Annotated in this window: 24 protein-coding genes and 4 pseudogenes; 5 read left to right on the forward strand and 23 right to left on the reverse strand. The window is 40.5% G+C overall.

Annotated features, from left to right (window positions below; translation table 11 throughout):
- Both JL57_RS03370 and JL57_RS03375 read left to right on the forward strand, forming a co-directional pair.
- Positions 1-308, forward strand: a 308-nt coding sequence (locus JL57_RS03370) for a glycosyltransferase (RefSeq protein WP_034140655.1), incomplete at its 5' end; no start/stop codon positions are given.
- 13 nt (positions 309-321) lie between these two features.
- Entirely contained in the window at positions 322-1,665 is a 1,344-nt protein-coding gene (locus JL57_RS03375) for a UDP-glucose/GDP-mannose dehydrogenase family protein (RefSeq protein ID WP_291299644.1), read from the forward strand.
- Between the two features lie 152 nt (positions 1,666-1,817).
- On the opposite strand, the gene bioA is transcribed toward JL57_RS03375, so the two are convergent.
- From bioA to JL57_RS03425, 9 genes and pseudogenes are all read right to left on the reverse strand, one after another.
- Positions 1,818-3,161, reverse strand: a complete 1,344-nt coding sequence (bioA, locus tag JL57_RS03380) for an adenosylmethionine--8-amino-7-oxononanoate transaminase (protein ID WP_034140656.1) — start codon at positions 3,159-3,161, stop codon at positions 1,818-1,820.
- Positions 3,162-3,165: 4 nt separating this feature from the next.
- Positions 3,166-3,852 (reverse strand): dethiobiotin synthase, encoded by a 687-nt coding sequence (gene bioD, locus JL57_RS03385; protein WP_034140657.1) that lies wholly within the window; start codon positions 3,850-3,852, stop codon positions 3,166-3,168.
- On the reverse strand, positions 3,849-4,814 hold the full coding sequence (gene bioB / locus JL57_RS03390) for a biotin synthase BioB (protein WP_034140658.1): 966 nt from the start codon (positions 4,812-4,814) through the stop codon (positions 3,849-3,851). The genes bioD and bioB overlap by 4 nt, the downstream gene beginning before the upstream one ends.
- A gap of 66 nt (positions 4,815-4,880) precedes the next feature.
- Entirely contained in the window at positions 4,881-5,726 is an 846-nt protein-coding gene (gene bioC, locus JL57_RS03395) for a malonyl-ACP O-methyltransferase BioC (protein WP_291299645.1), read from the reverse strand.
- Positions 5,723-6,595, reverse strand: coding sequence for an alpha/beta hydrolase (locus tag JL57_RS03400; RefSeq protein ID WP_366556973.1), 873 nt, complete (start codon positions 6,593-6,595; stop codon positions 5,723-5,725). The genes bioC and JL57_RS03400 overlap by 4 nt, the downstream gene beginning before the upstream one ends.
- 17 nt (positions 6,596-6,612) lie before the next feature.
- The gene (gene bioF / locus JL57_RS03405; RefSeq protein WP_034140660.1) at positions 6,613-7,791 is read right to left on the reverse strand and encodes an 8-amino-7-oxononanoate synthase; all 1,179 of its coding nucleotides are present in this window, start codon (positions 7,789-7,791) and stop codon (positions 6,613-6,615) included.
- Positions 7,792-8,176: 385 nt separating this feature from the next.
- Complete coding sequence (locus JL57_RS03415) at positions 8,177-9,121, reverse strand: transposase (protein WP_291299658.1); 945 nt, start codon at positions 9,119-9,121, stop codon at positions 8,177-8,179.
- 74 nt (positions 9,122-9,195) lie between these two features.
- The gene (locus JL57_RS03420; protein WP_034140662.1) at positions 9,196-10,848 is read right to left on the reverse strand and encodes an FAD-dependent oxidoreductase; all 1,653 of its coding nucleotides are present in this window, start codon (positions 10,846-10,848) and stop codon (positions 9,196-9,198) included.
- 389 nt (positions 10,849-11,237) lie between these two features.
- A pseudogene (locus JL57_RS03425) lies at positions 11,238-11,456 on the reverse strand (preprotein translocase subunit SecA); the annotation flags it as partial.
- A 148-nt stretch (positions 11,457-11,604) separates the two neighbouring features.
- On the opposite strand from JL57_RS03425, the gene JL57_RS03430 reads away from it, so the two are divergent.
- Together JL57_RS03430 and JL57_RS33370 are read left to right on the forward strand one after the other, a co-directional pair.
- Positions 11,605-11,802: a hypothetical protein gene (locus tag JL57_RS03430; protein ID WP_034140664.1), complete on the forward strand. Its 198-nt coding sequence runs from the start codon at positions 11,605-11,607 to the stop codon at positions 11,800-11,802.
- 269 nt (positions 11,803-12,071) lie between these two features.
- Positions 12,072-12,254: pseudogene (locus JL57_RS33370) on the forward strand (hypothetical protein); the annotation flags it as partial.
- Between the two features lie 52 nt (positions 12,255-12,306).
- On the opposite strand, the gene JL57_RS03440 reads toward JL57_RS33370, so the two are convergent.
- The 10 genes and pseudogenes from JL57_RS03440 to JL57_RS03485 form a co-directional block, all read right to left on the reverse strand.
- Complete coding sequence (locus JL57_RS03440; protein WP_034140666.1) at positions 12,307-12,963, reverse strand: hypothetical protein; 657 nt, start codon at positions 12,961-12,963, stop codon at positions 12,307-12,309.
- Between the two features lie 378 nt (positions 12,964-13,341).
- Entirely contained in the window at positions 13,342-13,653 is a 312-nt protein-coding gene (locus JL57_RS03445; protein WP_034140667.1) for a type II toxin-antitoxin system RelE/ParE family toxin, read from the reverse strand.
- Complete coding sequence (locus JL57_RS03450) at positions 13,650-13,928, reverse strand: type II toxin-antitoxin system Phd/YefM family antitoxin (protein ID WP_034140668.1); 279 nt, start codon at positions 13,926-13,928, stop codon at positions 13,650-13,652. The genes JL57_RS03445 and JL57_RS03450 overlap by 4 nt, the downstream gene beginning before the upstream one ends.
- A 444-nt stretch (positions 13,929-14,372) precedes the next feature.
- Positions 14,373-14,924: a TRAM domain-containing protein gene (locus JL57_RS03455; RefSeq protein ID WP_034140669.1), complete on the reverse strand. Its 552-nt coding sequence runs from the start codon at positions 14,922-14,924 to the stop codon at positions 14,373-14,375.
- 413 nt (positions 14,925-15,337) lie between these two features.
- Positions 15,338-15,580 carry a hypothetical protein gene (locus JL57_RS03465; RefSeq protein WP_034140671.1) on the reverse strand — a complete coding sequence of 81 codons (243 nt, stop codon included), beginning with the start codon at positions 15,578-15,580 and terminating at the stop codon, positions 15,338-15,340.
- A 183-nt stretch (positions 15,581-15,763) separates the two neighbouring features.
- Positions 15,764-16,003 (reverse strand): annotated as a pseudogene (locus JL57_RS03470) (DUF6144 family protein); the annotation flags it as partial.
- Between the two features lie 485 nt (positions 16,004-16,488).
- A complete protein-coding gene (locus JL57_RS03475) occupies positions 16,489-17,040 on the reverse strand; it encodes a type II toxin-antitoxin system VapC family toxin (RefSeq protein WP_034140672.1) in 552 nt (183 codons plus the stop codon).
- Positions 17,027-17,224, reverse strand: coding sequence for a hypothetical protein (locus JL57_RS03480; protein WP_034140673.1), 198 nt, complete (start codon positions 17,222-17,224; stop codon positions 17,027-17,029). Before JL57_RS03480 ends, JL57_RS03475 begins: the two co-directional genes overlap by 14 nt.
- The gene (locus JL57_RS36200; protein ID WP_366556974.1) at positions 17,155-17,442 is read right to left on the reverse strand and encodes a hypothetical protein; all 288 of its coding nucleotides are present in this window, start codon (positions 17,440-17,442) and stop codon (positions 17,155-17,157) included. Before JL57_RS36200 ends, JL57_RS03480 begins: the two co-directional genes overlap by 70 nt.
- Positions 17,411-17,662, reverse strand: a pseudogene (locus tag JL57_RS03485) (ABC transporter permease); the annotation flags it as partial. The gene JL57_RS36200 and the pseudogene JL57_RS03485, both read right to left, overlap by 32 nt.
- Before the next feature lie 34 nt (positions 17,663-17,696).
- Between JL57_RS03485 and JL57_RS03490 the strand changes: the two are divergent.
- Positions 17,697-17,981 carry a molecular chaperone TorD family protein gene (locus tag JL57_RS03490; RefSeq protein ID WP_034140675.1) on the forward strand — a complete coding sequence of 95 codons (285 nt, stop codon included), beginning with the start codon at positions 17,697-17,699 and terminating at the stop codon, positions 17,979-17,981.
- A 79-nt stretch (positions 17,982-18,060) separates the two neighbouring features.
- On the opposite strand, the gene folE is transcribed toward JL57_RS03490, so the two are convergent.
- The 4 genes from folE to pabB all read right to left on the reverse strand — a co-directional run bounded on the left by folE (position 18,061) and on the right by pabB (position 23,086).
- Positions 18,061-18,633 carry a GTP cyclohydrolase I FolE gene (gene folE, locus JL57_RS03495; RefSeq protein WP_291299646.1) on the reverse strand — a complete coding sequence of 191 codons (573 nt, stop codon included), beginning with the start codon at positions 18,631-18,633 and terminating at the stop codon, positions 18,061-18,063.
- A 271-nt stretch (positions 18,634-18,904) separates the two neighbouring features.
- Complete coding sequence (locus JL57_RS03500) at positions 18,905-19,753, reverse strand: Cof-type HAD-IIB family hydrolase (protein WP_034140676.1); 849 nt, start codon at positions 19,751-19,753, stop codon at positions 18,905-18,907.
- A gap of 21 nt (positions 19,754-19,774) precedes the next feature.
- Positions 19,775-21,025 carry a methyl-accepting chemotaxis protein gene (locus tag JL57_RS03505; protein WP_291299647.1) on the reverse strand — a complete coding sequence of 417 codons (1,251 nt, stop codon included), beginning with the start codon at positions 21,023-21,025 and terminating at the stop codon, positions 19,775-19,777.
- Positions 21,026-21,049: 24 nt separating this feature from the next.
- Positions 21,050-23,086 (reverse strand): aminodeoxychorismate synthase component I, encoded by a 2,037-nt coding sequence (gene pabB / locus JL57_RS03510; protein WP_034140677.1) that lies wholly within the window; start codon positions 23,084-23,086, stop codon positions 21,050-21,052.
- Positions 23,087-23,143 lie beyond the last annotated feature (57 nt).

Here is a 23,143-nt window from a genome sequence, read left to right on the forward strand (position 1 = left end):
AAACCTTCGGCAACGTCGTGCTGGAAGCTATGGCTTCGGGATTACCGGTGATCGCGGTAAACTCCGGGGGAGTTAAAGACAATGTAAAAAATGGCTACAATGGTTTGATGTGCCCACCCCGCGATGCTACAAGCTTGGCCGGGGCCATCATCAAGCTGGCTGAAGACAAACAGTTTATTGAATCACTGGCAGCCAACGCACGAGAGCACGCTGCTACAAAATCCTGGAGTTACATATTCGATCAATTGGTTAGCGATTATAGCTCAGTCCTGGAAAATAGCCAAACTAAACTGTCACAAACAGCATAAGGAGGAGTTTCGGGTGAAAATATCTATTATCGGTGGCACAGGATATGTAGGTCTGATTACCGGCCTAGGTCTGGCCGTACACGGTCATGATGTAATCTGCATGGACGGTGACTCTAGTAAACTCAATAAATTGAATAACGGTGAACTCCCGATCTTCGAAGAAAGCCTTCATGAACTGCTCAAAGAAGCCACTGACAGGAATAAAGTAGTATTCACGAACAACATAAAAACTGCCGTAAGGGAATCTGACATCATCATGATTGCGGTCGGTACCCCTGAAAGCAAAAACGGAGAAACGGACATGTCCCAGCTGATTCTGGCGCTTAAGCTCGTAGCAGGTTATATAAACAATTACAAGACCATTGTTATCAAAAGCACTATACCAGTAGGTACTTGCGCTATGGCCAGAATGATTATCAAGGATAACCTGAAAAACCCTATGATACCATTCGACGTGGTTTCAAATCCGGAATTTCTTAGGGAAGGAAATGCTGTCAGTGATTTCCTTAATCCAGATCGTATCGTTGTTGGAGTAGATACACCCGAATCCGAAGTTGTGATGAAGGAGTTATACAGAACATTCGATGCTCCCATGGTTTTTACCGATACCAGGAGCTCTGAAATGGTTAAGTATGCCTGCAATGCCTACCTGGCTACCAGAATCTCCTTTATCAACGAGATCTCGGAAATCAGCGAGAAGGTTAACGCCGATATCCATGCCATACTTCAAGGCATGAAGCTCGATAAACGCATAGGAAGTCATTACCTTAACCCCGGCCCCGGCTTTGGCGGTCCATGCCTAGCCAAGGATTTAAAATCCTTAATTTGCTTTGCGGGTAAGGCAAATGCCGGACTGCCCCTGTTAAAAGCGGTACTGGAACGAAATGGATTGCAGATCAAAAACATTATCGATTATGTTATGAGTGAACTTAAGGATATAGGAAGTAAGAAAATAGCCGTTTTAGGCTTAAGCTTCAAAGCGGGTACCAATGACACAAGGAACTCTCCTGCGATCCATTTGCTTGAGAAAATAGCAGATACGAAAACAAGTATCCACGTCTATGATCCCGTAGTAAAGAATCTGGAAGAACCGCTTCATTCAAGAGTTACATTTTCCACAAACATTATGGATACTATTATGGATGCTGATTGTCTAATAGTGATGACAGAATGGCCGGAATTTAAGGAATTAAACCTTGAAATGGTATATATGATGATGAAAACACCCTTAATCATTGACACCAGGAACATTTTCTCCCCGAACAAGGCGTATCATCTTGGGTTCAGTTACAAAGGGATCGGCATAACCAATCCTATTTTTGACAGTATTGATGTTTCTTTGAAAAACATTATTTAGAAATCCCTCCCCGCCCCAGTTTCAAGGCCTCTTCCAAATTATCTTGTCCTTCTACTTCAATCAAATTATCCAGCTTATGAATTTCCCGGGAATAAATCAGAATTTCTGTTAGGGTGTTAAGCTCAAGATGCGACTTGTTTTATGCGAACACCTTACTGATCTAAAACCTCAGTTATAGCTTCAATTGTTCGAGAATATAAAAAGTCGATATCATTTTGATTAACAACATAAGGTGGCATAAAATAAATCACATTACCTAAAGGTCTAATTACAATACCTTTGTTTAGGCCTTTTTTGTACACTTCATAACCTATGCGTTTTTGCGGTTCAAAACTCTGTTTTGTGCTTTTATCCATAACTAGCTCAATAGCTCCAACCATTCCAGTCTGTCTATACTCACCGATATTTTTACTCTCAGAGAAATAGGTATTTGCACACTCCGACATGTACTTTGCGGTAATTTTATTCTTTGCAACTATATCCTCAGTTTCGAAAATACTAAGTGACTCATTGGCAACTGCACAAGATATCGGATTACCAGTATAACTATGGCTGTGCATGAATGCCTTGTGCTCAGAATAATCGCCATAAAAGGCATCATATATTTTATCTGAAGTTAAGGTTAGGGCAAGTGGAAGATACCCTGCTGTAATTCCCTTTGATAGGCACATAATGTCAGGTGAAATTCCAGCATGCTCACATGCAAACATTTTACCCGTTCTCCCAAAACCAACAGCTATTTCATCCGCAATCAGATGTATATCATATTCATCACATAATTTTCTTAACCTTTTCAGATAAGGAGGTGGATACATTTTCATACCGGCAGCACACTGGATCAATGGTTCTATAATAACAGCACACAGTTCTTCATGATGCAAGATAATATCCTTTTCTAGGTTTGCAAAACACTCAAGATTGCAATTATCTCTGCATTTACCATATATACACCGGTAGCAATCAGGACTTTCAAGACGTAATGTATTGAGCAAAAGTGGATTAAAAACCTTGCTATATAAATCAAGATCTCCTACTGACAAAGCACCTAAAGTCTCCCCATGATAGGCGTTTTGCAACGCAGCAAACCTTTGTTTATTAATTTTTCCTGTTTGCTGATGATACTGAAAGCTCATTTTTAAGGCAACTTCGATAGCAGCCGAACCATTATCTGAAAAGAAAACTTTATCTAATCCATCAGGAGTAATATTTACTATTTTTTCTGCAAGCTGAATAGCAGGTTCATGAGTAAAATTCGCAAAAATAACGTGTTCCAGCTTTTCCACTTGTTCGTTAATTGCTCTATTTATCCTGTCGTTTGAATGACCAAAAAGATTTACCCACCAAGAGGAAACCGCATCAAGATATCTCTTCCCGTTGATATCGAATATATAAGCACCCTTTCCGTTTTTTATTACTATTGGTTTAAGTTCTTGATAGTCCTTCATTTGTGAGCATGGATGCCAAATATATTTAAGGTCCTTTTCCACGAGGTTCATATACTCATGTCTCCTTATACAAGCTACACAGCTTATCAATTTGCATATTCAGCCTTTCTGCACCTTTCTGTACCACAGCAATAACCTCGATGCCAGTCAATCTTTCGATAACCTGTTTGTTATCCCTGTGCAGATAGCTTTTGTCATCATATTTATTAAGGATAATTCCTCTAATACAAATACCATGTTGTTTTACGTATTCAACTGTCAAAACTGTATGATTTATTGTCCCCAGTTCTGATGAAGCAACTATAAGTACTTCAAGCCCTAGTTTTTTAATAATATCAGTCAGCATTATCTCTTCACCATCTAACCTTATTGGACAGATAATGCCACCGCTTCCCTCAACCGTTATATACTCAAATTCTGATTTTATCCGATTAAAATGACTATAGATATTATTAAGTTCAATAGTGACGTTTTCAAGTTCTGCCGCTAAATGTGGTGAGACAGGAGTTTTTAAAATGTAAGAAACATAATCATTAGGTTCTTTTTCTATTTTCGCACAATCAAATACTAGTTTTGCATCCCCAGCAATAATCTTCTCGTTGATCATTTCTGCTCCACTAAGTACCGCTTTATAATACCCTGCATTTATTCCATTTTCACATAAAGTTTTTGTTATTAAGGCTGTAATATAGGTTTTACCAACATCTGTACCTGTTGCAGTTATAAATATTCCTTTACTCATAGCATTTGTACCTTATATCCACAGTCACTTATTATTTCTTTATCCTCTTTAATAGATATACCACTTGTAGTAAGCATATCCCCCGAGATCGCAGCATTAGCTCCAGATAAGAAGGCTCTCTTACCTTTGTCAGCAAGCAACTCCCTGCCTCCTGCAAGGCGAATTGCGCCATCAGGAATGATAAACCTGAAAACAGCAATTGTTCTTAGGACCTCTTCGTCGGAAAGCTTTGGGTTATGCTCCAAAGGAGTACCTTTAACAGGGTTTAGGATATTAACAGGTATGGACCTTATGCCAAGCTCTCTTAAATCCAGCACCATATCTACTCTATCCTCAAATTCTTCTCCAAGCCCCAAAATACCGCCGCTACATATTTCTAATCCTACCTGTTGAGCATTTTTAATTGCCGTTATTTTGTCATCATAAGTATGCGTAGTGCAGATATTGGGGAAAAATTTTCTTGATGTCTCAAGATTACAATGATATCTTGTAACCCCTGCTTTTTTAAGCAGTATGAACTGCTCATAGGTTAATAAGCCATGAGAAGCACATAACGATATGTTGCATTTTTCTTTAATAGACTGGTATGTACCGCAAATATCCATAATTCCATTATTATCCAGACTGCGTCCCGATGTAACAACTGAAAAACGAAGTACTCCCTTGTGATAATTGGCTAAAGCAGAGTTTAAAATCTCTTCTCCACAAAGTAGTGAATAGTCATCGACACAAGCTTTATTATGTGCTGACTGGGCGCAATATTTACAGTCCTCTGAACAGTTCCCACATTTCCCATTAATTATTGTGCATAAATCGAAAGAGTCTTTACATAAAACTTGTCTAATCTCATTTGCCGAAGCTAACAGTTCCTCAAGAGGCCAGTCATAAAGTAATAGTGCCTCTTCCTTGGTTATTCTGTAGCCATTAATAATATTATTTTTTAGTCTTTTTATATAAGACATCTACAATCACCGCCTATATTTCCTTAAAATTACTTATTTAGATAATCATTTATTTCTTAATCACTTTTATCTATCTTTCTGACCCCAGCCAAATAGACACTGATAAGTGGCAAAAACCCCCTGCTCATTAGAAAACATCGCATCATAGCTCTTAATGAGAAAAAAAATGCCAGAGCCCATCCCCTGTACAACCAGTTCCCCAGCAAGGTAATTATTAGCCCCAATCTTTTTTAAAGCTCTTAAAAATTCGCGGCAAGAATTAAAATATTCTTGTTTTGTAACCTCTTCTACACCAACAAACTTAAATCCAGTTCTAATTAAGTAGTCCTGAAGGCATTTATTTTCAATAAATGGTTCCCTTTTTGTGTGACCTTCACGGCAAATTAGCTCAGGTTGGGTATTAGCCCTTGAACTATTATTCAAGCAAACATATAATTCCTTAAAGGTTCCGGCGCCAAGCGTGCTAAAAATCAGATACCCATCGGTATTTAACAATGCATAGTACTGAGCAAAGGCCTTGGCATAGTCGGTAAACCACTGAAAAACCACATTTGATACAATTAAGTCAAAGGATGGGTCGCCTAGTGATTTGCTACCTACTGGCAGCTTTTCCCCATCAGCTATTAAATATCTAATATTGGCAGAACCCGATAACTTTTCTTTAGCTAAATCGATCATTTCCGGAGCAATGTCAATCGCTGTAATTAGGGCTTTTGGGTATTCTCTAGCAAGGAGTTCTGTAAAAAAACCGGTACCACAGCCAATCTCTAATATGGTCTGAAAGCAACGCCCTGTGCTCTTGATCTTAGCAAGAAGTATCCTGGCCATCTCCTTCTGAACTATAGCATAATCGTCATAAGTAGCTGCACTTTGACCAAAGTTTTTTTGCACCTGCACTTTATTTACCATCATAGATCAGATAACCACTCCTCTAAAGCATAATGAAAATTTCTAAATTCAGTTAGGAATGGGATGTGTCCAACTCCGGGGTAACTGACTAATTGGGCACAGGGTAACTGTCGTTTAATAAAATTAGCGCCCTCTAAGGGGCAAAGGCTGTCCTCTTCACCATGAAGCAACAAAGTAGGACAAGTAATATTATGCAAATACGCCCGGACATCAGCTTCCATCAGAAAATCTAAACCAGACTGGGCTTCGAGAAGATCCCATATTCGTTCACAGCTGAGGTAATTGTCCATAATTTTGTCATCCAATCCCAGTGCCTGCTCCTTAGAACTAAACATCAGCTTGTAAAAATCATTTAATGTTCTCTCCGGATTTTTGCTCAGTCGTTTTTTCATTTTTGTTACCAATACTGAAGGAATACCTCCCTGATAAAGCTCCATCAAAGGTACCCACTGGTACTTAACATATTCTCCATACTTTATAGCGTTCTTTATAGAATAAGCATTCTGGATGGAATCCCCGTTATTTTCAAAATCTGTATCCTCGAGAGAGGCTTCACTACCCAGAACCTGTGTCTGCGTTTCAGCTAGAAATTTACTCGTTCCACTGACTAATACCAATCCCTGTACTTTATGTAGAAGGTAACTTGCCACCTGGATGGCAACAATGGACCCCATAGACCAACCTACCAATACTACTCTAGTTAGACCCTTTTGCTCAATCAACTCAATCACAGCATCTCGATAACTATGCCTATTTTTCATTATAGGCAAGTTGATAGTATACAAGCGGTATTTTTGTTCTAGGTAGTTTTTGGTCTCCTGCCAGATACTTTCATCACAGGCCCAGCCATGAATAAGTACGATATTTTTTATCCCCGTTCACTTCCCTCTTATATTATCCCCAGTTCCCGACCGATAAGTTTTATCTGTTCAACCGCCCAGGCCAAATCTTCGCTGCTGTGAGTGGCCATAATAGACAAACGTAAGCGGGCTGCCTTGGGTGGTACCGTTGGCGGCCTGATAGCCACTGCTAATATATTTACATCAAAAAGACGGCTACTAAACTCCAGAGTTGCTTCAATATCCCCTACCAAGATAGGAATAATCTGGCTTTCACTGTTTAACAAATTGAATCCCGCCTTGTCGAGTTCTTCCCTCACCCAAGAAGCTTTAGCCAAAACATCTTTTTGCCGCCAATTCTCCAGTTGCATTACCTGAATGGCCGCTTGAACACTGGCCACGACGGCTGGTGGGAGACCCGTGGTAAAAATAAAGCTGCGAGCTTTATTACTCAGATAATCTATCAGTACTTTCCGCCCAGCTACATAGGCACCGGAACAGCCGAAAGCTTTGCCCAATGTACCCATGTTAATTTCTACCCGATCAGAAACCCCATAGAAATCCGCTAATCCCCGACCGTTTTCTCCAAAGACGCCACTCCCATGGGCTTCATCGATCATTAAAACCGCTCCGTACTTTTCCTTCAATTCTACTATTGCAGGAAGGGGAGCAAGGTCTCCGTCCATACTAAAAACACTGTCAGTGACAATCAATTTACAACTGTAACCCTCCGCCTTTTGCAGACACCGCTCCAAGTCTGCCATATCTTTATGCTTATAGCGCAAAAATTCTGCCCCACTCAGGCGGGCACCGTCAATTATACTGGCATGGTTGATTTTATCACTGATGATTATATCTCCTCTGCCTACCAGAGCCGTAACTATTCCCACATTAGCCGCATATCCAGAGTTGAAGATCAGAGCTGCTTCAGTGTTTTTAAACCGGGCTAAGTCTCTTTCCACCTGATCATACAACTCGTAGTTTCCCACTATCAGGCGTGCCGAAGTAGCACTACAGCCTGATTGTTGAATCGCTTGAATGGCTGCTCTTTTCAGCATAGGATGATCAGCAATGCCCAGATAATTATTGCTACTAAGATTAAGTAGCTTTTTTTCCTTGATCTCCACCCATTCGGTCAATGCCCCATGTACAATTTTCATCTCTCGGAAAAGATGCTGTTCATCTAATTTATGCAACTCATTTTCCAGATTTGTGTAAAAATTATTCATCTACTCTGCCCCTTTTATTGATACCTAACTTCTAATCCCTTGATATATACATTTATCAATTATTATTGTAAACCAGTTATGATGTAGTCGGTTTACAATAATTCTATATCCAGTCCAAATAATTGTCAACTAAATAAGATTATCCAAGTATCTCTCTCACCTCAACCCTTGAATATTATCAAGAAAAACCGAGGCTGCGCCTCGGTCCTTTTATTGTTCTTGGATATCTGAAATTTTGTATTCATAACCATGGAGCCCCATATAGTACGCTGGATACATATCTCCTCCACATTTCTCACAACTGAACTGGGGAGGAACGGTTGGATCGCCATCATCCATCGCATCAAATGATGTTACTACATTTAACGGGATCTCCTCAATTTGGTTACACGCCAAACAAATATACTTGACTATACTCTGGGTCCCGTCTAAGTTCCTGCTGTTTTGGAGTTTTTTCTTCTTTTTGATGGGTTTTCTCTGCTTTGATACTGGTGAAATTGTAAATCATCCTTTCTAGACATGCCATTGCTACTGGGTCCCTCGCATGTTTGATTGCCAGTTTTCCCTCTTTTAGGTATACTTCTCCCTTGTACTCATAGTAATTTCCACAGTGTGGACATTTCATGGGATCTTTCCCTGTCTGATCTTTGATCCGCTGCTCCCAATTTCTACGCCTCAAGGTCTTCTTTATTTTTACAATCCACTTCCTCGTTTCTTTTTGACAAGCTGATATGACCTTTTTGCAAATGGACTTGATCCTCCGCGAGTATACTCCATAGTAACGAATCATTTTGAATTGCTTCTCTGGTATATGCACGATCAACCGTGCAATAAATTCTTCTACCGTTAGTTTTTCGCGTTTTTCTTGTCCGTCCTTTTTGTCATGATACCGGAACGTTACATATTGACCGTCATACTCCTCAATCCGGCTCAACGCTATCGCGGGTCGACAAATATACCGACCAATATACCCTATTTGTGCCTTTACATTCCCCTTCTGTTTTGGGGCATAAACGTAAAACCCATCCCCATTGGCTTTATAAGCCTTTTGTAATAAGGGTTGTACTTCTTTTTTTTCTTGCTCATTAAGAGCTCTGCGAATCGATTTCAACACAACTGTTTGCCATTGTTTTCGGAGCATTTCGAATGGAATATAGTCATAGACCTTCCACTCTCCATTTTTCTTCATTCCGCCCATGGTTACTAGCATATGAACATGCGGATTGAAATTCATCCGTGCCCCGAATGTATGTAATCCTGCTATGACTCCTGGAACTACTTTAGATTTCTTTTTATAATAGTCCTGAACTATCCATACTGCCTCATCCATTAACAACAGGTCGCTCTCAAAATACCCTCTATACCCCATGGGGGCTAGATTCTTTCTCCGTAATTTGGGGAAACTTATCCAAAAACAGCCGGGTAATAAGTAACCCAACCTCCGCACAAGTTCCTAACTTTGGTAAATCCGTGTTGAGCCAAGATTCGATAAGCAACGTAACCTCTCAGCCCAATCTCGCAGTAAACTACGATTTCCTTATCTTTTGGAAGTTCCGATAATTTGCCGCGCAGGTCATTGACAGGTATATGCAGTGAGCCGGGGATAAACTTAGCTCTACGTTCTTCTTCATCCCGTACATCAATGATACATATATCTTTTGCTTTAAGTTTACTAAGTTCCTGCCAATGAATCATTTGAACATCACCATTAATGATGTTTTCCGCCACATAGCCGGCCATGTTCACAGGATCTTTAGCCGATGAAAAGGGCGGGGCGTAGGCCAGTTCGAGTTCCTGCAAATCATAAATAGTCCCTTTGTTACGGATTACCCCGGCGATGTCATCAATCCGTTTATCGACACCCTGAGCTCCGACAGCTTGGGCACCCAGGACTCGGCCATTATTTTTATCAAAGACAAGTTTTATGGATAATCTTGTTGCTCCAGGATAATACCCGGCGTGGGAATTGGAGTGAGTAAACAACACTTCATGAGGAATCCCTAATTTCTTAAGCATTTTTTCATTCGCCCCGGTGGACGCTGCCACTAAATCAAAAACCTTGGCAATTGCAGTACCTTGGGTACCCTTATACTGACTATCCCGACCTGCGATAACATCGGCAACAATGCGGCCTTGTTTATTAGCAGGACCTGCAAGCGGCAAGAGCGCAGCTTGTCCTGTTACTAAGTGTTTTACCTCAATGACATCGCCAACAGCGTAAATATTAGGGTCTGAGGTCTGGAGTCGCTCATTAACTTTGATGCCGCCTAACTCTCCGATAGTTAGCCCGGCTTCCTTCGCTAATTTAATTTCCGGTTTTACACCAATAGCCATGATCGTTAAATCAGCTTGTACTTCCTGGCCGCTTTGGAGTGTAATAAGAGTCCCCTTATCCTTTTTAGCAAAGGATTTTACCCCATCTTCCAAAATAAGGTTGATTCCTTTATTGAAAATGTGATCATGAAGAATTGCGGCCATTTCAAAATCCAGAGGAGCCATGACCTGATTGCTCATTTCTATAATCGTTATATCTACTCCTCTGGCATGGAGATTTTCGGCCATTTCCAAGCCAATAAAGCCCCCTCCTACGACTGCTGCCGTTTTAGGTTGCTGCTCATCGATAAATCGTTTAATCTGATCAATATCTGTAACATTACGTACAACCAGGGCATCGATGTCATTGATCCCGGGAATCGGCGGACGAAGCGGAGCTGCCCCGGGAGAAAGGATCAATTGATCATAAGATTCTCGGTAGACCTTACCACTCTGTTCTTGGACTTCGACGGCTTTTTCCTCGGGAAAAATACGGGTAACCTCACTAAAGATTCTTACATCAATACGGAAGCGGTTTCTCATAGCTTCAGGCTTTGAAACCAATAGAGCTTCCCGCTCATTAATAACTCCACTGACATAATATGGTAAGCCGCAGTTAGCATATGAAATATGTTCTCCCCGTTCAAAGATAATGATTTCCGCCTCTTCATCCAAACGGCGCAAGCGTGCTGCAGCACTGGCTCCCCCTGCAACTCCGCCAACAATGAGCACCTTTTTACTCATTACAACATCTCCTTTAGCACATATCTAATTAGTTTAGCAAGTTTATGAAAATAATAACATGATTAATTGGCATTCACAATTATGTTATCTTCTCTTATAATTTAATTACGCCAATTGCATCTCGGATTGAGTAGTATTACCGTCTTTTGGGCATTCCCAATGCATTTTCAGCAATTTTTTCCGTAAAGTAGAGGAATGCACTTTCCCCATTGGAGTATTCCCGCACATTAGCCATCAATTTCTACTTTTGATGAGAGGATGAGTATCAGTTGTTTTGACCCAGTGAATCAGATCACTTATCATCTTAGGTATAACATCTGCAGGCGGGGCCATATGCACCAGCTTTTCTCCCCCAGAGACACCAACACCACCAAAACGAAAACGCCCAGCTTCATTTCCTTAATGGTTTTATCCAGGTTTTCACAGAGGAAGGCGATATGGTTGGCCCTGACCTTGAGCGAGGTATTAATGAAGTTCGTTTTCATCCTCTCATAGCCCTTGGCGGATGAGCTTTGTTGGATCGATTCCAGCGAATCCTTCAGCTGCCTGGCCGTTTTATCGAGTTCCGCTTTGGATGTCTTGACGTTCTCCAATTGGACCTTCAGATTGACTTACTGGGAGCAAGGGAAGATTGAGCCGTCCGGTGCTATTGACAGGATCCTATTCGAAGCAGTACATCCCCTGATATTTTGTCACCTTCTAGCTGGATGAAAATGGGCATACTATATTGAACAACAGTTTGGAAGGTGATAAGATATGGACAAAGAAGAAGCTGAAATCGGTAAGGAGGAGGAAGAAAATATGGCAATCTCAACTATTAATGAATCACAAATCAAACTTCCGCCTATGACTAGAATGAAGCAAATGGCTCAAGAAGCTATGCAAAAAAAGGGACTTACTGAAAAAGACATTAGAAAACTGATAGGAATAAAGAGGTATGAAAAAGAAGATTAGGGTTGTAGTTGATACAAATATCTTTATTAATTCGTGGTTTTCTAATAAGTACTTATACTGTGATGCAGTTATTGATTTGATCAGCATCGTGTTTCAGGTTAGACGGGAGTGTCTCATTCATTCTATTGACTCGATAGTCAATCGTCCAATTATATTTTTTAAATAATGCTTCAACCTGATTGTCTATGTTTGGATCAAACTGTCTATATTCTGTGAAGTCCCTTATATACCTGAAAAAACTAAAACCAGGGTCATACTTGTGATCATCAATTTCCAAATACCCCACTGCAAAGGCTGGGTCATCGAAGGCAAATTTGATTTCCTTTCATTCGGATATCATCGTCCTCGACCCACCCCGGGCCGGAGCACACAAGAGAGTGTTTGAACGGCTGCAGGAATTGGGGCCGGATCAGATTATCTATGTCTCCTGTGATCCGGGGACGTTGGCACGACTCAAGCATTTAACCCAATTAGGGATAATGCCCTTTTCCTAGCTTCGGTAGATTACTTCGAGTAAAATCTCCCTTTAATCAAATATACATAATCATTTTGGTATAACTCTTTATCATCAAAGTCTTGCACTGTAAAAATTGCGTCAGGTATTATCGCTGAACTATTACCACCATCAACGACTCTAACTGCCAATAAAAATTCAGTGTCAGTATCAAGAAGGATTGGCTTAACATTCTTTTTATTTGTAGTAACACTCTGCTCCATGATTGATTTCTCTTTAAGCATGCTGCTACCATCAATTGTAATTCTTGTCTTGTTATCGATATTTTCAAACATACATAGAATATTACCCTTCCTAGATACTCCTTCATTAATACTAAATAGTTTACTAACTTTTTGGCCTTTCTCATAATATTCAATCCATACTTCTAACCAATTGTATTCTTGAGGAATACCCTCGTATTGGAAGTAAAAAATATCATTTAGATTAGCTCCAAGTCCTCTGATAATCTTTTTCTGTGAATCATCAAATTCTAAGACCTTTATAATTCCTTTTTCTTGAGAGTTATCAGCCTTTACAACAACATCAGTTACTCCATTTGCTGGGTATTCTGTATTAACAGAACACCCTGTTGCTATAAGACTAATGGTAAAATGGAATATTTTCGCTATACTCCCTTTAGATTTATTCAGGAAATTGCCGGCCATATTATCGACCTTGAAGAAGACACCGCGCGACTCCGGGCCAACATGACGGCGATGCACCTATGGTCCGACGAGGAGAGCGATCCAAGATCGCTTCAAACGCATTTCAAAATTCAAACCCTTTCCTTTCATTGTCTGCTGTGACTATGATATTTCAGACCTGTGAATGGTCCCTTGTGGAATTTGCCAATACGTCGTCCGGCGGTTCCGACTCAAACATTCTGGCTTCGATGGTGTCCAACGACCCAAAATCAAAAACAGCCTGGTATTCTTGAACGTCGGGAGGTGTCCCCTTCAAGACCAAGCTTCGCTTTCAACCTTTGGTTCTCTTCAAGGAGCCTTTCATAAGACTCTTCTTGACTGTTGCTCCAAAACAATACCTTATATTAAATTACGGTATTCTCTTCTTACATCCACAATGGCATATATAATAACTGTCTTCTCATCTTTATTGAATTTATAAAATATCAGATGCCTTTCAACAATAATTACTCTATAACCCTGCTTTTTCAAAATTGAATATCTTGGTATATTTCCTGACTCCGGAAAATCTTGCAGACGATTGACTGCTGTTTTAATTTTGTCCAGATATCCCAGTGCAATATCGACGTCTCCTGAATCATCTGCTATATAAAATATGATTTCACGGAGTTGCTCCTCTGCCTTATCCGTTCTCAGTAGTTTATACTTCATACATTCTTCCTTTCCAATAAAGATGCCCGAAGTTCGTCAAACGAATCCTTCATCGGTGCCACTCGTCCAGATTTCACATCATCATCTGCTTCAGCTAACGTTTTCAACAGCTCTAACTCTGATTTCAGCTGATAGTAATCCTGTAATCCAAGAACTACCGTATCTCCTCTTCCATTTACCGTAATAATAACAGCTTCTCTCGTTTCTTTGCACTGTTTTGATATTTCACTGTAATGATTTCTTAAATCTGCTGACGGCCGGATTATTTTCTCCATGGTATCACCTCTTTCCAATATACTTTCTAATAGTCATATTATATCATAATACGACTACGTCATCAACCAGATAATTCCAGACAGATTCACTATGGACGGTTTATTACACTATAGATTAAGGGAATGAGTTCCCAGCGAAAAAAATTAAAAAATTGCCGGTTTTGCGATGGACTAATCTAGATTAGTCCATCGCAAAACCAATTTGAGACTGATGAAATAATCATATGTACCCATCGGGTATATAGAAAAAGCGTGCTGTCGCACGCGCTTCAAATCAGTTATCCACAAATCAAAAATTTTATACTTTCCTGAACAACAAAAAAGCCAGACCAAACGGCCTGGAACGAAAAGATATTTGCGAATACATATTAGCTAAGCCTCTATTGAATAATTCGGACCAGGTTGAGCCACTGTTTGAATTGACCTCCAAATTTTAGACAAAAGTCATATGGAAATCTGGAGCATCATTAAGCGAATCATACTACGTGAATGGCCTATGGGTAGAGAGATACTCTTGTGTCGAGACTTGACATAGGACCCCGCGTCGGATGCTTCAATGGGTCGAGGGCTGTGGCTGTCACCCACTGCTTCTTTCCTAACCAAGGTCTGCTCATATTTCAGGTGTTGCAGCTGGCAGCCGCCGCAAACAGGAAATATACTGCAAGGCGAGTTGACCCGGTCTGCAGATGCTTTCAGAATTCCCAGCAGTTTTCCTCTTTGCCAGTTCTTTTTCACTTCCACAGTCTTAACCTGACCAATTTCCCCATGCAGCAAGCCGGGTACAAAGGTGGCTTTGCCCTCATGATATCCCATAGCCATTCCCTCCGAGGTAAGACGGAGTCCTTCCAAATTACTAACCCTATTAATAACGCCGGCAGTGTTTTTTTTCCCATTGGCCGGATACTTTAATTGTACCGCTTTTTCCTCCCAAAAATATTTCAGTTCATTGTAACCAAGGCCTCCCTCCTGTCCAACAGCTTCCCATTGCATAAGCATAGGGCATGAATCCCCTTCTCTAGCTTGGATTAGCCTATGAGTAACCCTCCTGTTCTGCCTTTTTTATATATTGTTAAATCCATACCCAATATTTATAATATGCGCTTAGCGTTAAAACATTTGATTTTGCCGTGGATGACGAACCAGGAATATCTCAATGTCATCTTTTGTAATACGATAAAAAACCTTATATGGATCAGATTTTCCAACAGATATGAGCAGCATCCTTAAATTAACGGGGTAACCTTTAAGAACAACGGCTTTTCCAGGGACATATACGGAAAAGTCCTGTCCTTGGAAATAATTATTGATGTGCTCCCTCAAGAATGATGCTATAGGTTTAAGTTCTATTTCTCTTCTCCATTTATCAAGGGATATAAGTGAATCAACTGCCGATCTTCTCCAATGTATTCTCATGCTTCTCTAGTATAACCCAAAATTTTGTCTATTTCTAAATCAGAAAGGATTGGGTTATCTCCTTCTAAAGCCTCTAATAACAATTGTTCTTCTTCGGTATCAGTCACCTCATAAACATTAGTATCAGGATATTGTTCAACTTCGAATAATAAAAACTTCCGGTTACCAATTTCGATATATGGTAAACCTGAATTAACTGCTTCTAGGACATCTTTATTTTGAATTTTAATTGCCTTCATAATAATCACTCCTAAACAAAGGATTAATCAAATCATACCATGATTTGTTAGAACGAACCTAATTATTTATCTGGTTAATATAGTACAAAATTTTCCACTATATTCTCTGTTGCGACTATTTTCAACCTTATATTTCTAAGCTGTTTTGATTATAACAAAAAAACTACCCCATGGGGATAGCTACAGCGCTAATTTCTCATCCATTCCATATCCACACTGACAGTTCATTCTAATCTGATTAACAGCCGACTTATCAAAATGGTTTTCTAATCTCTTCATTGTAGAGTTCACCCAAGTCGGATTATTCTCTGTTCTAGCCAACTCATCTTTTCCATAGACTATTTCTCTTGCTGTTTCAGCATTGCTCGCCCTTTTGACAGCTCCATAGATTACCTGCTCCTGAATTTTTCTTATATCAAACATTTTAACACCCTCCATTTTTTCTATTACTTCTAAAAACACAAAACAGACTCCTTTCAAATCGAACTATATCCCTGGAACAGTTCTCATTATAGTAAGAAGTCTGTTTATTTACTTCTGAATTCTTGCTCTATTTAATCGGTATGCATAGATCCATTACGACCTGCATTTTTTCTCTGTCAACTGTCCGATAAATATCTAATCCATATCTTTCATCCATTTAAAAGGTTTGTCCCATGCTCTGCGCAAATAGACTTTTATCGCTTCCAAAGCTATACATTTTAATCTGTTTGGCCTTCGTCAATGTTGACCCCCTATAATAAAAGAACTGAAAGGTTGACTTTCAGTTCTAGAACTTTCTATTTCATTATACAGAAATATTTGCCAAATCACTATGAAAACTTCTAGCATCATTTTAACGTTAGGTTTCAGTTTAATTACGGCTAAATAAAACACTATAAAATAAAAGGCCTCCAAAAAGGGAAGCCTCAGTAAGACCTATGATAACCATTTGTGTAATAAACATTTCGTATGTTTGGAAACTCATTTTGTTTACTCGTAAGATTATTGAGCAACCTAGTGTCAGTTGTTAGCAAACTTATTCCATATTCATTTACCAAAGATATAATAAGAGAATCCATCGCGCCAAAATACATAGCATAATCTACTTGTTGATATATACTTTCCTTATTGCTCTCTAAAAGTAAAACTACATCCTGTTCAATCAATTGTTTCGTTTTATCTAAAATATCATTCACAGATTGAGTAATATCTTGTTCAGAAAAAATCGTCCCGTAATGTTTAGAATAATTATTAAGAGGATCTCTAGATAAATAAGTCACTTCATTTACAATACTCGAATGAGTATAAAGATATAATTTAACATTACTTGTAAGGATATGGGTATTAAACAAGTTTTTGATTGTAGTGTGCCAAGCATCAAATGGGTTTAGAAACGCATAAATAATATTGGTATCTAATAAGATATCCTCATCTTCTTCGAAACCTAAAAAGTGATCATTAAAATTAACGCTTTTCATCCTTTTTCCACTCGTCACGCACCTTATTAAAATCAACTTTTCCCGAATAGGAACCCATAAGTTGTTTTAATATGGCTTTTTTAGATTCATTTAAACCTTTATTTTCAAGTTTATTTAATACAATAGGAGACATATCTTTCTCCCCCTTCGTACATTCTTTATCACGACTGATCTTCTTGTCCATATTATACCACCCTCCATTTGGTTGTTCAATATAGTATGCCCAAATGAGGCTAATATGTTTGGATTCAACACGTCGGGAGCCACCGTGTCCAGTTCAGCCGAGGCGATGGGCATGGACACCCCGGCCCCGTTCCTTGCTCTCAGGGAATAGGGGGCAATGCTGGTAGCGAAGATCTGCGCGCTTGGATTACTCCCATCTGAAAAAGTGAATGGAAACACCAATACATGTCACTACAAGTGCAATCATCACAATGACGGGCAGTAAAACACTATCGATCGGCAAGCCAAGTGAAGCGGCTTTCAGCAGTTTAATGCCCTGGGTCAGCGGTAATATATCGGCTGCTTTTTGAAGAGCCCCAGGCATAACCTCGTAAGGCAAAGTAGCACCTGAGAAGATGAGCATTGGAAAGTACAATACACTGGCTAAGACACTTGCTATCTAAAAATACGACTTCGGGGTCTGGAATTACCAAATGCCGGATCATATTAGTGCAGAACCGGAAGGCATGGCTCTTTTTACCAGTATGGAAGTTGAGGCCTGGGGGAAGGAAAACAAATCTTCTGTATTAGCCGCTCAGCAATTCGAACAGCGCTTGCTTGAGGAACATTTGGCGCATTGGGTTCCGGCCTTTTGTCAAGATGTCAGAACCCACGCTCAGAGCATGTATTATCAAGCCCTCGCGCTACTGACTGAGAGTTATGTAAAATTGGATCAAGCCAGGAGCCCCGAATTGTTTAGACAAGCTGAACTCTCGTAGAAGGGATAAACTATGCAGATAGTATTTGGCTTTATGACACCGACGGCTTTAATCATCATCCACCATGATCTCCTCTTTCTTAGCGTCTATGACCTTGAATCAGTGAAAAAGCTTCTGATCTTGTAATGGGATTAGTATTAAATACCCCCCGTACTGCTGAGGTTAATGTTTGTGATCCCGCTTTCTTGACCCCACGCATGGTCATACACATATGCTCTGCTTCAATAACCACCAAAACCCCTAGTGGAACAAGTTCGCCCATAATTGCATCCGCGATTTGTGACGTCAAGCGTTCCTGCAGCTGTGGTCTACGCGCAAACCCTTCAACGACACGAGCGAATTTTGACAAGCCGGTTATTTTTCCTTTGCGCGGGATATAGGCGACATGTGCCTTGCCATAAAATGGTACCAGATGATGTTCACACATGGAATAAACCGGTATATCCTTAACAATGACCATCTCTTCATGTACTTCTGAAAATTGCACTTTCAAATGCCGACTAGGGTCTTCTTGTAACCCACTAAAAACTTCGGCATACATTCTGGCTACTCTTTTCGGTGTATCCCTTAACCCTTCGCGGTCAGGGTCTTCTCCTATAGCCTCCAAAATCATGTAAACTGCTTGCTCAATCTTTTCTAAATCCATCCCCATAATCTCTTTCTCCTTTACTATGGTCCTCCAGTAACGAATTTCTGTTTTTTAGTATGAGATAAAATAGGCTAAGCGAGAACCAAAGACTTGTTTATCGCCGAACATGTGATACTCGCTAACATATCGTCTCCAGTGCTTTAGGTCTATACCCGCTCTCGCAATTTCTAAATGGATCGGTCCTAAAACCTTTAATTCACAGATGATCGGAGTTGAGTAAAAGTTTTTTAAAGAAACTTTACACCCTGATGTTAAGCGGATGAAAAGTTATGCTTCAGATCTGACCAAAGGCACAGGCCAATGCATTAAGAATACCCATCTCTGTGTTCTTGGCAGTAACCCAATCAGCCTTCTGCTGAACAACCACTGGCGCATTGCCCATAGCAACCCCAAAGCCGGCATACTCCAGCATGGACACATCATTATAATGGTCACCGACGGCCATAATGTCACTCCTTGAAATTCCGAGATGCTGGGCAACGGTTTGCAATGCCAGTCCTTTGGTGGCATGCTTGTCGACGACTTCAAGATATCGATCCCCGCTTAGAACAAATTGATAATCTGCCGGATAATGCTCTTTATAGTATCCCAATAACTCAATAACACTTTCTGGCTGACCCGCAATTAGTATTTTCATGAGGGATCCCAACCCGTCTGTTTCGTTGCTAGAGATTGAAGAAATCAATGGCCACGATTGTACTACCTGAACAGGAACTTTTTCCATCCGTCGGAGGAACTCTGCCCATAGGTTTTGTTCTTTGCTTTTACGATTCCTTTTTAAGACTATGCCATTGGCATAGTAGAGAGTTACCTCCATTCCCATTTGTTCTGCGCATTCAATAATGGATAGAATACGATACCTGTTGAGTGGCCAGTATCGCCTATTCTTTTGTCCATCTTGCTTATAACATTGGATCCAGGCTCCATTGAACGCGATGAGCGGCGCTTTTGTCCCAATGAGACGGGCATATTCTTGTAGAGAAGGAATATGTCTTCCTGAAGCAAGGGTTATTATAGTTCCACGCGTTTGAAGACGTATTAATGTTTTAACAACCTGAGGAGGAATCCTCATATTTGTATCAACTAATGTACCGTCGACATCGAGACAGACCAATCGAAACAAGATGTAACACCTCCGAGGTTATTAAATCTTAAATTTGTTTAGAATTCCCTTTAGGATCATAGCATTTTCAAGATTTTTATTCGCGGCTGTTTTTACATCATTAATTTGGTAAACAATTTCGCCCGTTTTTCCGGCAATTTCCTGCACACCGCTCGCTCCCTCATTGATGGTCCGGGCGACTTCGGCGATTGTCATCGTAATTCCGGTAACAATAAGATCCAATTGTTCAGCAGTTACATTGATATCTGCCATGAGGTCGTTAATAACTACCGCATCGTGATTATATTGTTCACTAACATCAATGAACTTTTGGTAATCGCTTTTTACATTCTTGTCAACAAATTCGAGTAGTTTTTGGGAACCAAGCGTCATACTATCTATAGAAGTCGTAACCAATTCAATCATTTTCTGAATATCCACAACCGTTTGCGATGATTGTCCGGCTAATTTCCTGATTTCATCAGCGACTACCGAAAAACCTCGTCCGGCCTCCCCTGCCCGTGCAGCTTCAATAGCCGCATTAAGCGAAAGCAAATTCGTCTGCTCCGCAATTCTCAGAATTGTCTCAGTAAGAAGATTGATTTTAGAAACTGTCTGAGCTTGTTGGAGAGCAGCCTCCATTTTTGTTTTAACATCTTGGTACAAGGTTTGAGCTGTTTCGTTGGAATTTAAAGCATCTTGTTTCAGTATAGATGCTTTAATGGTTATTTCTTTCGAAATGTCGGCTCCATTTTTAGCCTTATCCGTGATGGAATCCATTTTTTGTTTAACGTCCTCTGAAGCGGCCGAAATCTCTTCTGCAGATGCAGCCGACTGCTCCAATCCGGCTGAGAGTTCCTGCGTCGTCGCAGAATTTTCATTGGCATGCTCTACTACTTGTTCTGCCGAAACATGCAATAACCGGGCATTTTCATTAATGCTATTGGATGATGTTAACAATTGATCAATCATGTCCAGTAATACACCGCCCATTTCATATAAGGCGCTGGACATTGAGCCTATTTCGTCTTTTCTTTTATTTAATTTTTTAAACAAACTTTCTTCTGTCGTAAAATCCAAACTGGCCGTTTGAATAACAAGATTTGTTAAAGAGTTTAAAGGCCTAGAAATCATTTTGGCAAAGACAAACCCCAAGAGACAGGAAAACACGATCAGTATTAACAGAAAAAGTTCATTGGATTTATAGTAAAAAATTACACTCGTGATTCCGACGTTTAATACTGCAATTAAAGCCACAAACAGCATTAACCGCCTTTCTACTGTTATTTTCACAACTTATATTTCCCCCTTTTAACTTTAACTATCTAATCGTCCTTTCAGAACCCTGAACAGGGCTTTAGCTTTATCAAGCGTTTCGTTATACTCACTTTCGGGGATCGAGTCTGCCACAATCCCTCCCCCAACCTGAATATAAGCCTTGCCGTTTTTTAACAAAATCGTTCGGATGACAATATTAAAGTCCCACGCGCCATCAAAGCCCATATAACCGATGCTTCCTGTATACAGCCCCCGTTTGTATAACTCTAATTCTTCAATAATCTCCATCGCCCTAATTTTGGGAGCTCCGGTGATCGACCCACCGGGGAAAACAGCCTGGATAATATCACTGGGCTCGAGACCACGCCTTAGTTGCCCGGTAATGGTCGAGGCTAGATGCCAGACGGTCGGATATTTTTCAAGTTTTATTAAATCGGGAACTTTAACGGTTCCGAATTCGCAAATTCGCCCGAGGTCGTTTCGTTCCAGATCAATAATCATGGTCAGCTCCGCACGATCCTTTGGACTATTTTGAAGCTCAAAGGCTTGAGCCTGATCGTCTGCCTCTGATTTTCCGCGGGGGCGAGTCCCTTTAATCGGGCGCGTTTCGATTTGTCCGTCCGGTTGAATTCGGATAAAGCGCTCGGGAGAACTGCAAAGTATTTGAAAATCCGAGTAAGGCAGAAATGCAGCAAAGGGAGCGGGGTTTTGTCTATGAAGTTGGGAATAAAGATCCCAAGGATCCCCTGTCCAAGTCATGGAAAAACGTTGGGTTAGATTGGCTTGATAAATATCCCCAGCATAGATGTAGTCAATGAGGCGTTTCAAATCATTTAGATACTGGGCATGGGAGACGCTGGGGGTAATGGGGGAAAAGGGTGAGAGGGAAGAGTTTGTCATCTTCATGAGGTCCTCTGGTTCGCCAAGTTGCTCTGGAACAAATGGGTAGAGGAGCTGTTCTAAGCTTTCGACACGTTCCTGCGCTAAATCGGCATGACATGTCCCGTCTTCGTCAATACCGCAGGCTGTGATCCAATATTTATCCTGAAAGTGATCATAAATCACAATTCCATCATACCAGGCAAAACGCCAAAGGGGTAGGGTTAGGTCATCGGCGGTATCATTGGGAAGCGATTCAAGCTCGTCTTTAAGATCGTAGCTTAAAAAACCTACGGCGCCACCGGAGAAGGGAAAAGGGGAACGACGCACGTGGTATTTACTCTGTGCATCGTTAAGAAAGTTCAAACTTTCGAATTTATGAAGTGGAATTATTTCCCGGTGTGAGCGGTTCGTCCAAAATAGCTCAAGCTGATCGGGATAGGCTGTCGCTTCTAAAAAAGGGGATGATCCCAGATAGGAATAACGGCCAAGCTCTTTGTAATCGTTTCCACTATCCAAAAAAAATGGAGATGATTTTTCTTTAAAGACTGAAAATAAGAGATAAGGGGGAATTGAAACGAAGAGTGGCTTGACAATCCATGGAGCTGCAGCATGCTGCAGTCGCCACATTTTGGCATTTTGGAGGGCGTTTTTTAACAGATGATGTCCGGATTGGGTTAAGATCGCTTCCGGATGAAATTGAATTCCTTCAATGGGGAGGGTTTTATGACGTATGCCCATGATCTCTCCATCAGCTGACTCGGCAGTAATTAGTAATTCCTCCGGAAGGGTAGATCGCTCTATGACCAGTGAGTGATAGCGGGTCACTTCCAATGGATTAACAAGGTCAGTGAAGACCCCCTGCTGATCATGAAGGATGGGTGCAGTTTTTCCGTGGATAGGCCTTTTGGCCTGAACCACTTTTCCTCCGAAAAATTGTCCGATAGCTTGATGACCGAGACATACTCCCAAAATAGGAATTTGCCCCCTGAAGTGTTCGATGATGGCTAAGGAAAGTGGGGATTCACTCGGAGTACAGGGCCCAGGCGAGATCACAATCAAATCAGGATGCATAGCTTCGATATTTGTTATCGTAATTGCGTCTTGGCGTTTGACAATGATATCCTCTCCAAGTTCCCCGAAGTATTGGTAGAGGTTATAGGTAAAAGAATCATGATTGTCCAGCAAAAATATCATCGTTGTTTCCCCTTTAAACCCGGACAGTTTCATTAATACTTTTGGGTTATGTTTACA

The sequence above is a fragment of the Desulfosporosinus sp. BICA1-9 genome (assembly GCF_000802135.1).

Excerpts from the sequence above, each read along its gene's own strand:
- JL57_RS03445 (WP_034140667.1), bottom strand. The coding sequence starts at position 13,653 with ATGAAGTATAAACTACTGAGAACGGATAAGGCAGAGGAGCAACTCCGT.
- JL57_RS03440 (WP_034140666.1), bottom strand. The coding sequence starts at position 12,963 with ATGGCCGGCAATTTCCTGAATAAATCTAAAGGGAGTATAGCGAAAATA.
- bioC (WP_291299645.1), bottom strand. The coding sequence starts at position 5,726 with ATGATGGTAAATAAAGTGCAGGTGCAAAAAAACTTTGGTCAAAGTGCA.
- JL57_RS03475 (WP_034140672.1), bottom strand. The coding sequence starts at position 17,040 with ATGAAAAGCGTTAATTTTAATGATCACTTTTTAGGTTTCGAAGAAGAT.
- JL57_RS03490 (WP_034140675.1), top strand. The coding sequence starts at position 17,697 with ATGCCGGATCATATTAGTGCAGAACCGGAAGGCATGGCTCTTTTTACC.
- JL57_RS03450 (WP_034140668.1), bottom strand. The coding sequence starts at position 13,928 with ATGGAGAAAATAATCCGGCCGTCAGCAGATTTAAGAAATCATTACAGT.
- JL57_RS03480 (WP_034140673.1), bottom strand. The coding sequence starts at position 17,224 with ATGGACAAGAAGATCAGTCGTGATAAAGAATGTACGAAGGGGGAGAAA.
- bioD (WP_034140657.1), bottom strand. The coding sequence starts at position 3,852 with ATGAGTAAAGGAATATTTATAACTGCAACAGGTACAGATGTTGGTAAA.
- JL57_RS03420 (WP_034140662.1), bottom strand. The coding sequence starts at position 10,848 with ATGAGTAAAAAGGTGCTCATTGTTGGCGGAGTTGCAGGGGGAGCCAGT.
- JL57_RS03455 (WP_034140669.1), bottom strand. The coding sequence starts at position 14,924 with ATGCTTATGCAATGGGAAGCTGTTGGACAGGAGGGAGGCCTTGGTTAC.
- bioF (WP_034140660.1), bottom strand. The coding sequence starts at position 7,791 with ATGAATAATTTTTACACAAATCTGGAAAATGAGTTGCATAAATTAGAT.
- JL57_RS03465 (WP_034140671.1), bottom strand. The coding sequence starts at position 15,580 with ATGAAGGCAATTAAAATTCAAAATAAAGATGTCCTAGAAGCAGTTAAT.
- folE (WP_291299646.1), bottom strand. The coding sequence starts at position 18,633 with ATGGGGATGGATTTAGAAAAGATTGAGCAAGCAGTTTACATGATTTTG.
- pabB (WP_034140677.1), bottom strand. The coding sequence starts at position 23,086 with ATGATATTTTTGCTGGACAATCATGATTCTTTTACCTATAACCTCTAC.
- JL57_RS03415 (WP_291299658.1), bottom strand. The coding sequence starts at position 9,121 with ATGGATGAGGCAGTATGGATAGTTCAGGACTATTATAAAAAGAAATCT.
- bioB (WP_034140658.1), bottom strand. The coding sequence starts at position 4,814 with ATGTCTTATATAAAAAGACTAAAAAATAATATTATTAATGGCTACAGA.
- JL57_RS03430 (WP_034140664.1), top strand. The coding sequence starts at position 11,605 with ATGGACAAAGAAGAAGCTGAAATCGGTAAGGAGGAGGAAGAAAATATG.
- bioA (WP_034140656.1), bottom strand. The coding sequence starts at position 3,161 with ATGAACCTCGTGGAAAAGGACCTTAAATATATTTGGCATCCATGCTCA.